This is a genomic window from Candidatus Anaeroferrophillus wilburensis, assembly GCA_016934315.1.
In the GTDB taxonomy this organism is placed as follows: Bacteria; Desulfobacterota; Anaeroferrophillalia; order Anaeroferrophillales; family Anaeroferrophillaceae; genus Anaeroferrophillus; species Anaeroferrophillus wilburensis.
Window position 1 is genome coordinate 19,660 of sequence record JAFGSY010000028.1, and the last position, 15,345, is coordinate 35,004.

General features: G+C 54.9%; 12 protein-coding genes. All 12 read right to left on the minus strand.

Annotation, left to right across the window (positions count from 1 at the left end):
• Nucleotides 1-37: 37 nt before the first annotated feature.
• Nucleotides 38-970, minus strand: a complete 933-nt coding sequence (locus JXO50_06885; protein MBN2332813.1) for a hypothetical protein — start codon at nucleotides 968-970, stop codon at nucleotides 38-40.
• Nucleotides 951-1,190 carry a hypothetical protein gene (locus tag JXO50_06890; GenBank protein MBN2332814.1) on the minus strand — a complete coding sequence of 80 codons (240 nt, stop codon included), beginning with the start codon at nucleotides 1,188-1,190 and terminating at the stop codon, nucleotides 951-953. Before JXO50_06890 ends, JXO50_06885 begins: the two co-directional genes overlap by 20 nt.
• A 267-nt stretch (nucleotides 1,191-1,457) precedes the next feature.
• A complete protein-coding gene (locus tag JXO50_06895; GenBank protein ID MBN2332815.1) occupies nucleotides 1,458-3,539 on the minus strand; it encodes a molybdopterin-dependent oxidoreductase in 2,082 nt (693 codons plus the stop codon).
• 118 nt (nucleotides 3,540-3,657) lie between these two features.
• Nucleotides 3,658-4,512, minus strand: a complete 855-nt coding sequence (gene hflC, locus JXO50_06900; protein MBN2332816.1) for a protease modulator HflC — start codon at nucleotides 4,510-4,512, stop codon at nucleotides 3,658-3,660.
• 59 nt (nucleotides 4,513-4,571) lie between these two features.
• Nucleotides 4,572-5,633, minus strand: coding sequence for an FtsH protease activity modulator HflK (gene hflK, locus JXO50_06905; GenBank protein MBN2332817.1), 1,062 nt, complete (start codon nucleotides 5,631-5,633; stop codon nucleotides 4,572-4,574).
• Between the two features lie 292 nt (nucleotides 5,634-5,925).
• A complete protein-coding gene (locus tag JXO50_06910; protein MBN2332818.1) occupies nucleotides 5,926-6,540 on the minus strand; it encodes an SGNH/GDSL hydrolase family protein in 615 nt (204 codons plus the stop codon).
• Nucleotides 6,541-6,574: 34 nt separating this feature from the next.
• Nucleotides 6,575-7,426: a zinc dependent phospholipase C family protein gene (locus JXO50_06915; protein ID MBN2332819.1), complete on the minus strand. Its 852-nt coding sequence runs from the start codon at nucleotides 7,424-7,426 to the stop codon at nucleotides 6,575-6,577.
• Nucleotides 7,427-7,459: 33 nt separating this feature from the next.
• Complete coding sequence (locus JXO50_06920; GenBank protein ID MBN2332820.1) at nucleotides 7,460-8,146, minus strand: outer membrane lipoprotein carrier protein LolA; 687 nt, start codon at nucleotides 8,144-8,146, stop codon at nucleotides 7,460-7,462.
• Between the two features lie 92 nt (nucleotides 8,147-8,238).
• On the minus strand, nucleotides 8,239-9,663 hold the full coding sequence (cls, locus tag JXO50_06925) for a cardiolipin synthase (GenBank protein ID MBN2332821.1): 1,425 nt from the start codon (nucleotides 9,661-9,663) through the stop codon (nucleotides 8,239-8,241).
• A gap of 83 nt (nucleotides 9,664-9,746) precedes the next feature.
• Entirely contained in the window at nucleotides 9,747-10,493 is a 747-nt protein-coding gene (locus JXO50_06930; GenBank protein MBN2332822.1) for a hypothetical protein, read from the minus strand.
• A 53-nt stretch (nucleotides 10,494-10,546) separates the two neighbouring features.
• A complete protein-coding gene (ftsH, locus tag JXO50_06935) occupies nucleotides 10,547-12,445 on the minus strand; it encodes an ATP-dependent zinc metalloprotease FtsH (GenBank protein MBN2332823.1) in 1,899 nt (632 codons plus the stop codon).
• Between the two features lie 61 nt (nucleotides 12,446-12,506).
• The gene (locus tag JXO50_06940; GenBank protein MBN2332824.1) at nucleotides 12,507-15,179 is read right to left on the minus strand and encodes an HAD-IC family P-type ATPase; all 2,673 of its coding nucleotides are present in this window, start codon (nucleotides 15,177-15,179) and stop codon (nucleotides 12,507-12,509) included.
• Nucleotides 15,180-15,345 lie beyond the last annotated feature (166 nt).

The window sequence follows — 15,345 nt, forward strand, 5'->3', positions numbered from 1 at the left end:
ATGCACTCATCCGGCCATCTCAGCACAACGGATAACCTCAACAGTCGACGGCTACCCGTTGACGGGCCTCTTGAACAATGGAAACATAGTCCTGCTGATCAAAACCCAGCCTGGTGAGGGTTTCATCAAGGGGGATGCTGTGCTCGTCAAACCCTTTCTCCCGGTAGACCACATCCGTCAGGATCTCATACTGCTCCCGGCGATGCGTTTGCAGCAGGTGCAGTAACTCCGCGTCAGTTCTCGATTCAACCTCAACACCGGCATTACGAAGGCAGGCTTTATAATAATCCCGGCGATCGACAAACTCGTCCAGGAAAACCGGTGCCATGGCCCTGAGAGGAATGCGGTCATGCTCCCGGGTACCGACTCCCTGGCGCAGGTTAATGAGTTTATGCAACAGATAGCAGCGCTCGGACTCGGTCAACAGATCATCAAGCGTTTTTTTGGTTCCCAGGGTCGCATTAACGAGTTCAAGATAGCAGTCAACCGTGGGGAGATTTTTGGCCGGGTCATCGGTTGCCGCCGCATCCGGATGGCGGACGTCAATCCATGGAAGCTTGCAAAGGCCGACAATGTTAAACCAGGTGCGAAACAGGGGAAACCACCTCAGGGCAGCGGCTTTCTGTTCAAAGGTCGGCATCTCGTTTTTGACCTGATCAAGGGCAATCAGCCAGGCCTCATCATGTTGGGGACCTTTCAAGGCAAAACCATAGCCACCCTGCTGAGCGAGCGATTCCTTGGTGATATACATGGAAAACTCCAGTCCTTTGGTCTCCATGGCAAAAAGGTCAAGATCATCAAGGACAACCCGTCGATTGCCGCCATTGCGGGCCGCCGCCCGTTCAGCTATCCAGCCCTTCATATGGCGAATTCCCCGTCCCACTTCCCTGGTGAAGCCATGGGTTCCAGCAGCCATCATGTGCAGCAGGCCAAACAGGACATCCTTATCATTAAAAAGGACCGCCGGCAAAGGCAAGCACGTTTTCAGGGCTATCATATCTGGTTGCCGCATGCGTACCGTCATAGACCAGTTTCAAACAATAGCCGCGGCCGCCGACAAACATCTCTTTTGTCTGAGGGGAAAACTCCTTGATGGAAATAGTTCCAGTGGTCAGATCTATGGCCAGCAAACGGTCCGTGTACCCTTGTTTGACTGACACTTTTTCATACTCAGTTGATACAATCACCATGATCTACTCCTGCACATTTCGGTCTTGCAATCCGACACCATTATCCATAGTGAATTTTCTTAGCTTAGCCTGATACCACAGGCTCCCATTCATGTCCATGTTCGCCCGGCATCTGATCCAATCGGAGGCGGGCAAGTCAATAATTCTCTCAGTAGCGGCAACATATAAACAAACGCGACGGTTGACGCCGTCGCGTTGAGTACCAATATCCACGCAGCTGACTGCAAAAAACCTCGCAGTCGGCTTTTGGCAACCGGCAGACCCTCCCTAAAGCTGCCTGCGTATGCGGCAGCTGATTCCCTTAAGGTTCGGAGTACCGTATTCCTTACCGATTCTTTCGGTTGAAGTAAGCATATTGAGATTGGCCCTTTTCCAATCAAACTGGTTTTGGGCATCTCCTTCGGGAAACCACCAGCCATGGGCCGCATTAATGACCCGGGGATCGATGCTATCAACCAAGTGGACATACTGGACGATGCTGCCTTTCCGAGTCTCAATGACCACCTGATCGCCCTCGCCGACCCCATGGAGCGCCGCCGTTTCGGGATGGATTTCCACCTTTGGTTGGGGCCGCAGTTTCCGCAGTTTTTCAATCCACCGGTAAGATGAATGGAGAAAATAACGGCTTTTGCTGCTGGTCAGCAGCAGTGGATAGTCGGCATCCACCTCCTCCGGCAGACCGTTGAATTCAGGCAGTGGTTTCAGTTTGAATTTTTCCGCGATGCTGAGCCGCAGTTCCACTTTGCCGGTGGGGGTGCGAAACCCTTTTTGTTCATACCGTTTGAAACGCTCGGGGCCCTTCAGATAACCTCGCTCGACAAACTGCCCATAGGTAAGTCCGGCCGGTCTGACAACATCTTCGAGAAATTCTTCATGATCAGCATGCCATAATTCCGGCGGACTGATCAGCTTGCCCAATTCGTTCATGATCTTGATATCGGACCAGCACTCCGGCGGCGGCTCAATGATTTTCGGCCTGGCCAGGATAAAACCATGACCGATGCCGTAGTGGCCGATGTCGTTGATTTCATAGTGGCTGGCAACCGGCAACACCACGTCGGCCATGGACGCCGTCGGGGTCATGAAAAGGTCGGCAATGGCGATGAAATCAAGCTTCATCAGGGCTTCGTAGGTCTGCCGGCTGTCGGCATAGGAAAGCATGCCGTTGGAACACATGGCATAGAACCCTTTGATGGGGTAGGGAACTTCATCAAGGATCGCTTTTTTGAAAAAGGTCGGGGGAATGGTCATCAGGCGGGGAATCACCCGATGATAGGCACTGACCATCTCCTTTCGCTTTTCGGGAATGAGATCGGCACGGACAAACTCTCCCAGACTCATAATCGGCGGATCATGGGCGGCCACATTGCCCCCCGCCACATCAAGGTTGCCGGTGATCGCCATCAGACAGATGAGCGCCCGCATCACATCAAAGGTGTTGACCGTATGCTCGAGGGGATTTCCCCATTGAATAACCGCCGGTTTTGTCGTCGCATACAACCTGGCGGTTGCCCGGATGTCGGCGGCCGGAATCCAGGTTATCTCAGCCATCTTTTCCGGGGTATACTGCTGCACATGCTGGGCCAGATCCTCAAAACCATGGGTCCAGTTATCAACAAATTGCCGGTCATACAACGACTCTTCAATGATCACCTGAAGCATGGCCAGGGCCAGGGCATGGTCGGTTCCGGGACGGATCCGCAGCCATTGCTTTGCCTGGCCAGCAAGGTCTATCCGGCGCGGGTCGATGACAACCAGCTCCGTATCCCCTTTCAGCTGGTCCAGCAGCAGCTTGCAGATCTCCCCCTCCTCATTGGTGGAGGTAATGTTGCTGCCCCACAGCATCACCAGCTTACTGGGATGGTGGAAATCGGCCACCGGGTAAAAGCCGCAGGTATGAATGCCGGTGATCTCACGGGGGGCATGGCAGACATCCTGGGAGGCAATGACATTGGGAGAACCGAACAGGTTGGCCAGCCGGATGAGGACAAAATGCTCCAGCCCCTTCGGCATGCCGACCCCAAAGGCAACCCCTTTCGGACCGTATTGCTCTTTGATGCGGTTGAACTGTTCGGCGGTGTACTGGAGCGCCTCCTCCCAGGAAATCCGCTCCCACTTGCCGGCGCCCCGCTCACCAACCCTTTTCAAAGGATGGGTAAGACGGTGGGGATGGCTGAGACGGTCAGCGGACGCCAGCCCTTTGGGGCAGATATAGCCCCGGTTGAGATAGCCCTCGGGATCGCCCTTTACCTGCTCAATGCGGCCGTTTCTGACGCCGACCAGCAGGGAACAGCCGCCATGGTCCATGCGGGCACAGTGAGTTTTTAACCAACGAAGTTCTTCAGCCATGTAATTCCGCCTCCAGCTGCCGGCTTCATTGCTGAAAGAGAATTATCCGGAAACGCTGCACCCGGACGAACCCTTCCATCAACACCGGCAACACCGGCAGCTCCGGCTAACAGTTATCCTACTTTGAGTGGTTGACATAGCGGAGAAAATCGCTGCCGCTGTCCAACACCATGGTCGTTTTGTCGGTCAAAGCGTTTTTATACGCTTCAAGGCTCCGGTAGAACTGATAGAACTCCTCATCCTGCTGAAAAGCCTCGGCATAGATGGCAATCGCCTGCAGCTCACCTTCACCGCGGGCTTCCTGGGCGGTACGGTACGCCTCCGCCAGCAGGATGGTCCTCTCCTTGTCAGCCCGGGACCGGATCTTCAAGGCTTCCTCCTCCCCTTCAGAACGATATTTCTTCGCTTGGCGCTGACGTTCCGCCTGCATGCGGGAAAAGACATGCTTTTCATTTTCGGTCGGCAGATCAGCCCGCTTAATCCGCACATCGATCACCTCAATACCATAATCAACCGCTGCCTTGTTGCTTTTCATGGTTACCGTCTCCATGATTTCAGTCCGCACCTTGGCAACAATATCATTGAGGGTTTCCTTCCCCAGCTCAACCCGCAGTTCCGAGTAGATGATATCATCCAGCCGTGATTGAGCCCCCACCACGTTTTTCACCGTCTGGTAAAATTTCAACGGATCGACAATCCGCCATTTGGAATAGTTGTCAATCACCAGATTTTTTTTGTCACTGGTGACAATTTCCGCCGGCGAGGCATCATAGACCAGCAGCCGGTGGTCAAAGGTTATGACCTGCTGCAGCAGGGGGATTTTGAAATTCAGTCCGGGCTCGGTAATCACCCGCATCGGTTTGCCCAACTGCAGGACGAGGGCCTGCTGGGTCTGGTCAACCTTGAACATGGTTGACATGCCGACCAGCGCCAGAACAACCACAACAACAACGATTACCTTGATATTATTCATTTTCCAACCTCAGCTCTGCATAAAAACATCTCCGGGAAAACCCCCGATCACCACCCTGACTATTCCGCTGATTGCCCTTTGAAGCGCAAAGGATCGATGGGCAGCAGAGGGAGCATGCCCTTGCCCATCTTCTCATCCAGAATAATCTTGTCAACCCCGGCCAGCACCTCTTCCATGGTTTCCAGATACATCCGCTTACGGGTTACCGAAGGCGCCTGCTGATACCCCTTGAGGTTTGACAGAAAACGAGCCGCATCACCCTTGGCATAGTTGATCATCTCTTCCCTTGCCGCCTGGGCTTCGTTGATCATCTGGGATGCCTTGCCTTTTGCCTTGGGGAGGATATCATTGCGATAGCCTTCCGATTCATTGATGACCTTGATCTTATTTTCCTTGGCGCTGGCAACATCCTTGAAGGCCTCGATGACCGCTTTCGGCGGATGGACATCCTGGAGCTGCACGGCAACGATATCGACTCCAGCTTGATAACGGTCGAGGATGCTCTGCAACAGGACCATGGCCTCCTGCTGGATACGAAATTTACCGACGGTCAGTACTTCATCAATCAGGGTTTTGCCGACAATCTCCCGCATGGCCGCTTCGGTAGCGTCACGGACCGTTTCCGTCTGGTTGGCGATATTGAAAAGGTAAGCAACCGGATCCTTGATCCGATACTGGACAATAAACTGGGCATTGACAATATTTTCGTCGCCGGTGAGCATCATTGATTCACTGGTAATCTCCTGATAGCGGGCCGGGGGGCCGGGAGAGATGGTCCGAAAACCGATCTCCAGCCGTTTCACCTGGGTCACCCGCGGTTTCAGTACCTCTTCGATGGGAACCGGCAGATGCCAGTGGGGCCCCGGTTTGGTGGTATAGGTCACCTTGCCAAACCGCTTCACCACCCCCACCTCATCAGGACCGATGATATAAAAGCCGGTGGCCAGCCAGCCGATAATGATAAACAACAGCACCAGCCCGGCCCCACCCGGCAGTTTGCCGGCAATCTTAACGCCGCCGAAGCGAGCCTTTATTTTCCTGAGCACTTCATCCAGATCAGGGGGCTGCGGCCCATAACCACCCCCACCCTGATCTTCGTTACCATTGTATTCCCACGGCATACCAAACACCCCTCTTATGTTATCGATTAACGATGCAGCTTCAAACCACTGAAGCAAGCACTATACTCAACTCTTCCCTTGGCGTCAACCTCGCAAATAGTCAAACTGCTGTTGGCAACGGACTCAAAGCCATCAGCTCTCTTCCATCCATACTTGCCAGCCAACCCTGATTGCCCACCGCTCATCAACCAGATTGTCATTTGATGGGAAAGCCTGCCTCAAGCGGCCAAACTGTTTGAGACAAAGCCCTGATAATAGACTATCAACCCGTGGATATCGATTGAGGAGAGAATTATTCTGCCGCACCACCGGTAAATTTTTGGATCACCGGAGCAAGAACATCAGCCGCCAGCATTCCCATAAACGCATGGCCGGTTTCGTTGGGATGAACGCCGTCGACCAGGAAATAGCCCATGGGATCCTCCAGAACGGGCCAGGAACGCCAGATATCGAGCAGCAACACCCCCTGGCGGTCAGCTGTTTGCCGGATAATAGCATTGTAGGTTTCCGGCGAGCCGCCGCCGAGAAACATGGCCGGGGCTGCAGGCTGAATGGTGGTCAGCAGTACCGGCAGGCTTTCAATTGCCAGCAGCGCCTCGACCACCGCCAGCAGGTTATGGCGAAACTCGGCCGGCGGCGCTCCCAGGTAGAGATCATTGAGGCCGAAAGCCACCGTAACCAGCTGTGGCCGATAGCGGAGAACATCCCGCCGCAGCCGCTTTCGGCCGCCGAGCAAGGTATCACCATCCACCCCGGCATTGATCAAGCGCAGATCAAGGGCAGGAAACTGCTTCTGCAGCTGTTGCCGGGCAATCTGGCACCAGGCGTGCCGGACACCGAAACCATGGGTTATGGAATCTCCGAGACAGGCAAGGGAGAACATCTTTCGTGCTGTATGATTGTTCATGGTTGAGCCACAGACATCCTGACCAATGGGAATTCTAGAGAAAAGACTGGAGATATTCCTCCAACTGGCCCGGCGTCAGCAAAGTTTTTTGCCGCCGCAGCCGGCGGGCGGTTTTTTTAGCTTTGAGCAACTGCTGTTCCCCCCGGGGATCTTCAGCACATAAAGGTGAAGCCTGAAAGTTCTGCAGAATTTCCCTCATATTAGCAAGGCACCGCTGTTTGTAATCGGCCACGTCCTCGGCAGAGAGCTGGCAGCGGGGTGAATGATCAAGACGGGCAAGCATTTTCTGCCAGCGCCTGGTCCGATTCAACAGCAGGATGGTATTAAATATCCGCCGATTGACCGGAAATGAGAAAAGGGTCGGCGTAAGATTCTCGGCCAGCAGGGGATCATGATCCCACCGGCAGCGGCGGCTGATCAGGTGGGCATACTGCCATAACTGGTGGCGGACCGAGACCTCAAAACGCATCTCCCAGTAGAGGTGCAGCACTCGCCTGCGATAGTAGTGCTGAACGATTTTCGTCGGCACAAAAACGTTGTGGGCAACAAGGTCGGCAGCCAGGTGGGTAAGATAGCCGTAGACAAAAGCCTGCTGCGCCGGAATAACCGCCTTCTCCAGCAGTTGGAAGGCTACCGGCCAGATATGACAATGGCGCAAAGGATCAACAAACTTCTTGCCGACCACCATATCGGCAGCAATATTTCCATAGAGGAAATCATAGGGATACCGGGCCAGCAACGTAGCAACCGGTAACGGCAGCCTATCTTTGTCAGCAAGCAGTTCCCGGCCCAGCTCCAGGTGGGTTGCCGGCCCCCAAGCCCGGGCTGGAGAGGCACTGCCGAAAACCACCAGCAGAACCATCAACAGCAACATAAAAGCAAACACAACCATCAACCAGAAGCGCTCACGGAACTAGGGTTATTGGGACAAGGGAATGACATCAGTCCCCGGTGGCGGTGAAAAGTGGAAAAAGGTTGCTGGCAGATCCTGTTCAGCCGCCAGATTCCATGCATAAGTGATAATAATCTCATTGGCAAAAAGATCGATCATCCGACTTTCCACCAACTGCAATGTCAGCCGGTCGAAATAGAGTTGCAGACGGGTAAACGGCTTGCCTTCAGCATCGGACGTTTGCGGCTCAAGGGCAACCAGAATTCTGGGATCGTTCTCCTCAGGTGCCCCACCGACAACCACCCGGTAGTCCTGCTGCAGGCGCTCCAGGTTGGTCAACAGATTAACCATCAATCTGGCTTCCATCATCCGGGCAACCTGGCCAACCATGACCTGACGCAGTGCCTCATCATAAAACCAGAGAGTTTGACCATCTGAAATCAGCAGCTGCCGTTCAGGCGTCATAAATTCCCAGCGCATCTGGTCGGGAAGCTGGAAATAAACCTTCCCCCGAGAAACCACCGGTTCCCCGACATCGGGCAGACGGGCCTCCTGCGTAAAATCGCTGACCCAGACCCGGCGCTGCTGGAATGCCGCGTTGATTTTTGCCAGCAGGTCATGCTGATCAGCCAAAGGCTCGGCGCCGGCGGCCAACGTCAGGAAAAAGGGCACCATGATGGCTATCCACCGTATCATTCTGAACGCACTCTTCACTCTCTTCTCCTTAATCTGCAATCTGCGAGATACCCAAGGTGAACAACGGTAATGCCCTTTCACTGGCAAGATTGATTGCTGCCCATGTTCACCTAGAGTACCGGTGAGAACACCCGGCAGATATCCTCGGCAAATTCCCGCACCCTGCCCCGCTGCTGGATTTCTTCAAGGCTGACCAGACGGGATGCGGCCATGATCCGCTCCACAGCGGCAACCACCTGGCAGACATCGCCCTGGGAGTAAAGAAACATTGCCAGCTCGAAATTGAGCTGAAAGCTGCGGATGTCCATATTGACGGTACCCACCACCGCCAGTTGACCATCGATGACAATCATTTTAGCATGGGTCATGCCTGCTTGATAACGATAGAGTTGAACTCCCGCAGCCAGCAGATCGGGGAGAAAAGAGTTCCCGGCCAGATCCACCAGCGGATGATTCGACCGTTCGGGAATAATCAGACGGACCTCGCGCCCCATACGGGCCGCCAGTTCCAGGGCCGCTGAGAGAGGTTCGTCAGGAACAAAGTAGGGGCTGACAACCCAGATACTCTTTTCCGCCTGATGCAGCGCCGCCAGAATGCCGGAGTAAAGCGGCCGGCGCGCCGGAAAAACCGGCCCGTCGGCAACCACCTGGACAATGCTGCCAACCATGTGACTTCCCCCAAGCCCGTGCGCCGGCAGGTTCAGGTCATACGATTCGCCGGTGGCATACAGCCAGTCATGCCAAAACACCTGTCTGAGATCGTCAACTCCGCGCCCTTCCATAAAAAACGCCACATCTTTCCAGCGTTTGCGATCCCTGGTCGGCCCGAGGTAAGCCTTGGCCAGATTCATGCCTCCCGTAATCGCCCGTTTGCCGTCAACGATGACCATTTTCCGATGATTGCGCAAATTGGCCGACCAGCGGGTCCGAATCTGCAGCAGCGGCAGAAAAACCCCCACCTGACCGCCGGCATCCCTCAGCGGTTGGACGAACCGCCCCTTGGTGAAAAAACAACCAAGCGCATCAAGCAGTAAGCGAACCTTTACCCCCTGCCTGGCTTTAGCCGCCAGCATGGCAACCAGCTTTCGCCCGACATCATCATGTCCGAGGATAAAGGTTGCGATTTCAATTGATGATTCCGCGTTCCTGATCAGGACGGCCAGCGACTCATACGCCTCGACACCATCATCGACGAGCTGACAACGATTGCCGCCCACCGGCGAAAATGCCCCGGTCTGCTCCAGTAAACCGGCAACTCGCGAAAGTGGTGGGCTCAAGCTGCCGGCGGGCAGGGAAAAATGCTGCGGGGGGACAGCAAGCCTTTCGATTTCACTGATAATTTTTTTTATCCGCTTACCGCCGATAAGGAAGTAGACTGGCACCCCCAGATAGGGTATCAAGCCGATAGCCAGAATCCAGGCCAGCGTTGCCCCGGGATGTCGCCGTTCAAGGAGAATCCTGGGGATGAGGATAATGGCCAGCAGATACCCGAGGATCTCAAAAAAATGGACAAATGTCCAGTTGGTGACAGTCATCAGCTACCGCAGAGGTATGATCCTTTTCCAGCCCATAGTGAACAGCTGCCATCCCATGAAGCTGCCAGAATCCGATGGGATCTTCAGTTTGCTGGCAGAGAAAAATTCCGGGTGTAAAGAATGCCGCTACTCTTATCAAGAATTTTCAGCACCAGGGATGCGGGAGTTCCCGCTTCAGCCGGAAAAAAGAGAAAACCATGGGATATTTTGCCGGGCTGGATATCCCGGTTGTCGAGGGATCGGCGGTCAATATCTTCAACAATCCGGTAGTGACTATCATCCCGGGCTTCCGAGGTCATGGTACTGCCACCCCCGATAACCGCACCCGCCGCGCCGCCGACCGCCGCGCCTTTGCCAACGGCGGTGCCGACATTTTCGCCGCTCACTACCCCGATTGCCGCGCCAATGATGGCCCCGGTCACCGCGCCAAGGCTGGCACCTTTGGCCGCCGGCCAGCCAAGCCGGGCCAAGCCGCCCTTTTTTTCAATCCGCTGATATGCCGTTGCCCCCGGCAGAACATTGAAGGCCCGACCCTCCTGATTCAGCAGCAGGGTCTGTTCGGCATCAATCCAGAAAGCTTTCGTAGTCTGATTGTCGATAACCACCTGAACCGGCAGCAAGCCGGCCCCGATAACATCGAAACCAAACGCTTCTTTGGCCCGGCTCCGGTCGGCATAACTCACAACCCCGATTTCAGCACCATTGACAACCGCCCGGTTGGCCAGTTGGCCAGGCAGCAGGAAACCCACTTCCCTGGTCGGTTGAGAGGCGCAGCCAATCACAAACAATATACTGATCAAGGTAACGAGTACAAGACGATATGCTTTCATCTTTCATAACCTCCGTTGTTATGCCGGCTGTGCCGGCAGGCAATCTTAAACAATCAGCTCTCTGATCCAGATGCCTTCTGATCGGCAATAATGGCTGCCACATCATCGCCGGTCAAAACCTCCTTCTCCTCCAGAACGGCGGTCAAATGATCCAGCACCGAACGCTTGCTGGTCAGGAGTTCACTGACCAGCCGGTGGGCATCAGCAATGAGCTTGCTGACCTCGGCATCAATCCGCTCAGCGGTTTCATCGCTATAATTGCGCTCCTCGCTGATAAGACTCCCTAAGAATGGCGAGATACTTTTTTTACCGAAAGTCCGCGGCCCCAAATCGCTGCTCATCCCATACTCACAGACCATTTTATGGGCAATCTCGCTGGCCCGCTCCAAGTCATTCTGGGCACCGGTGGAAACATCACTGAAAGCCAGCTCTTCAGCAACCCGCCCGCCCAGGAGGACAGCAATCTGGTCAAGCAACTCATTCCTGGTGGCAAGAAATTTCTCCTTGACCGGCAGCTGAAGAGTATACCCTAAAGCCCCAATTCCCCGGGGAATGATAGATACTTTATGGACCGGCTCGCCGCTGGACACCGACATGGCCACCAGAGCATGGCCGGCCTCATGATAGGCAACCCGGTGCTTTTCCTCTTTCCCGAGAGAATTGCGTTTTTTCTCGGGACCGGCCAAAATCCGCTCAATGGCATCCTCGAAATCCTTGGTGGTCACCGCGGGCTGATTTCGCCGGGCAGCCAGAATAGCCGCTTCATTGGCAATATTGGCCAGATCAGCACCCACCAGCCCCGGTGTTCGCCGGGCAATCAGATGCAAATCGACATTGTCCGCCAACGCAAGGCCGCGGGTATGAATGCTCAGGATATCTTCACGCCCCTGCAAATCAGGCTTGTCAACCACAATTTGCCGGTCAAAGCGCCCGGACCGCAGCAGGGCTTTATCAAGAATTTCCGGCCGATTGGTCGCCGCCAGCACTACGACTCCCTTACTGGTGTCGAAGCCGTCAATTTCCACCAGCAGCTGGTTCAGGGTCTGCTCCCGTTCATCGTGGCCGCCCATGGCCATCTGGCCACCCCGCTGGCGGCCGATGGCATCCAATTCATCGATAAAAATAATGCAGGGAGCCTTCTGGCGGGCCTGGTCAAAAAGATCACGAACCCTGGCCGCCCCGACACCGACAAACATTTCGATAAATTCTGAGCCACTGATGCTGAAAAAGGGTACTCCCGCCTCACCGGCTACCGCTTTGGCCAGCAAGGTTTTGCCGGTTCCCGGCGGGCCCACCAGCATAACCCCTTTCGGCATATGGCCGCCGAGACGCTGAAAATGCTGGGGGTTGCGCAGAAACTCGATAACCTCCTGCAGCTCCAGCTCCGCCTCTTCAACCCCGGCAACATCGTCAAAATTTACCTCTGCATGCTCATTGGCATGGATTTTTGCCTTATGTTTGCCAATGTTGAGAAAATTCCCCCCCATGGATCCCAGCCGCCGGGAGAGAAAGCCCCAGACGGCAAAAATAAAAATCATTGGCAGTATCCAGCCCACCAGAAAATCCCGCAGCCAGTTGTCACTATAGCGGACCGAGTATTTGACCCCATGCTGGTGCAGCTGGTCAACCAATTCACTATCGGCAAGCAGCACGGTGGCAAACGCCTTGGGACGGCCCCGCTCATCCTGGATTTTCAGGGTGCCGACAATCCGTTTTTCACTGACGACGCACTCGGCAACCTGGTTGGTCCGCAAATATTCCTGAAACTGGCTGTAGGGAATTTCCTGCCGCTGGGGAGTGAGGGAAGACTGAAAAAAATAGAAGAAGAGAAAGACCACCAGGAAATAAAGCAGGCTGAAATTCCAGGGGCTTTGCCAGCGCGACTGCTCCCGGGGCTTATTGATCTCGATGTCCGGTTCCGGCGTTTTCAAACGAAATGCTTTCTTTGGCATCGTACAATCCTTTGCGGCGGTTTACTGATCGCTGAAAGATACTATAACAACATCAGGCTGCCTAAACAAGATTTTTCCGCCGGTTCAGCCGCCACTTGTCCATTTCAACTCCGACAATAATCGATGTCGCTGCCAGAATAATCAGACCCATGTCACCCACCGTCAACGGCACAGTCCTGAAAATCCACTGGAACATGGGCACATAGAGTACCACCAACTGGGCGAAAAATGCGGCAATAAGACTGTAAAAAAGAAAGGGGTTACCAAACGGATTCAGCTGAAAAACGGACTTCTCTTCAGAGCGGCAGTTGGCAGCCTGGTAAAACTGAAAAAAGACCATGGTCGTCAGGGCAACCGTCCTGGCCTTTTCCAACGCCATTCCCAGTCGGAGATAGGTGAAGAACATGAGGACGGTGCCGGCAGCCATAATCAAACCCATGATGACAATCCGCCGGATCATCAGGGGAGAGATAATTCCCTCGGTGGGCCGGCGCGGTTGGCGCAGCAAGACTCCCGGCTCTCCCGGCTCAAAGGCAAGGGCAACATCCTGAAGCCCGTTGGTCACCAGATTGAGCCAGAGAATCTGAGCCGGGTTGTAGGGAATCGGCAGACCCAGGAGGGAGGTGGCCAAAATGGCCACCAGCTCGCCAAAGCCACAGGATACCAGAAAAAGGGTCACTTTCCTGATATTATCGTAGACTACCCGACCTTCTTCCACCGCCGCAAAAATGCTGGCGAAGTTGTCATCCACCAGCACCATATCGGCGGCTTCCTTGGCTACATCCGTCCCGGTCCGCCCCATGGCGATACCGATATGGGCCGCTTTTAAGGCCGGAGCATCGTTGACCCCATCGCCGGTAACCGCCACCACCTCACCATGGCGCAACAACTGATGGGTAATCCGCAGCTTATGCTGGGGGGTAACCCGGGCAAAAACCGACACCGATTCCAAGCGGTTGAAGAGTTCATCATCATCCATCTTTTCCAGCTGCTTGCCGGTCAACACCTGGGGATCGGGACCACCAATCCCCAGTTTGCCGGCAACCGCCACCGCGGTAACCGCATGGTCACCAGTAATCATGATGGTTTTGATGCCAGCCCGACGGCAGCCGGCAACCGCCTCCTGGACTTCCATGCGCGGGGGATCGATCATCCCCTGCAGACCGGCAAAAAGAAATCCCCCATCGACCATGGCGTGGGTCGGCTCTTCAAGATCGGGAGCAACTTCCTTGGCCGCCATTGCCAGCACCCTCAGCCCCAGACCGGCAAATCGCTCGGCAGTCTGCAGAACGGCCTGACGGTCAAAAATATCTCCCACACTATCCGCCCCGCATCTGGCAAGAACAATCTCGGGAGCGCCTTTCAAAAAGAGCAGTTTTTTCTCCCCCTGCCGATGCAGGGTAGCCATGTAACCATATTCAGATTCAAAAGGCAGCATGGCCACCAGGGGATAGCGCTGCTGTTCCGCTTCAACAGCCAAACCAGCTTTCATGGCGGCAACGATCAGCGCCCCTTCCGTGGGGTCGCCATCAACTTTATACTGCTCTGCCTCCCGATACAATTGGGATTCGTTACACAACAACCCAATGCGCAGAAGGGTTCGCAACGGCTCATGTTCAGCCAGCAGCGGATCAACCGGCAACGCATCACACAGGAGTTCACCCGAAGGTTCATAGCCGCTGCCGGTCATTTCATACACATGGCCCCCGGCAAAAAGACGATTAACGGTCATTTCATTCCTGGTCAAGGTGCCGGTTTTATCGGAACCGATGACCGTCGTGCTGCCCAGAGTTTCCACTGCCGGCAGTTTCCGGACAATGGCTTGGCGCTTGGCCATCCGGGCAACACCGATGGCCAAGGCAATGGTCACCGCCACCGGCAGTCCTTCAGGAATGGCGGAAACAGCGGTGGCCACCGCCACAATAAACATCTCGGCAAGGCTTATTCCATGGAACAGGCCGATAAGAAAAACCAGCAGCGACATGCCTACAATTACCACGGCCAACCGCCGGGCAAAACGCTCCAAATGCATCTGCAGAGGAACCTTTACATAGGCAGCCTCCCGGACCTCCTCCGCTATCCGGCCAAGGGCCGTCTGGAGTCCGGTGGCCACCACAATCCCCCGGGCCCGGCCGCTGACCACCGTGGTCCCCGTGAAGGCCATATTCAGCTGATCGCCGGGTGACAGGTTGTCGTAACTGATGGCAGCATTCAGCTTATCCACCGGCACCGATTCACCGGTCAACATTGATTCATCAATACGCAGCTGCAGGGTTTTCATCAGCCGCAAATCGGCAGGCACCTTGTTGCCGGAGGTTAGAAGCACCAGGTCACCAGGAACCAGGCTGCTGCTGTCGACCTCCTGTTCCAGGCCATCACGCACTACCCGGGCCCGGGGCACCAGCATTTTTTTCAGTGCCCTGACGCTCTCCTCAGCTTTAAATTCCTGCAGGTAACCGATGATCCCGTTGAGGATCACCACTGCCATGATCACCCCGGTATCAACATATTCAGCCAGTAATGCGGTCACCAGGGCCGCAATGAGAAGGATGTAGATGAGCGGGCTTTTAAACTGATGCACGGCAATGACAAAACGTTTCACCTGCTCCTCAGCCTGGAGCTGATTGGGACCATAGTGCTGCAGACGGCGGCCGATCTCTTCACCCGAAAGACCATTGGCTGTCGTCTGCAGAGCGGCAAGCACTCCCTCAACTTCCTGCTGGTACCATTCCATCGTTTTGCACCCTCTCCCCTTTTGATGGCTGCACAACAATTTCACCTTCTTCGTTGAGCCACAACCTTCGTCACTGGGTTGTCCTTTTATATGCGCCTCATTTTCAGATTTTGCTTGCCTCGACTCTGGAGCCGTCAACGGTGCCATCCAGTTTTTGAAGCGTTTT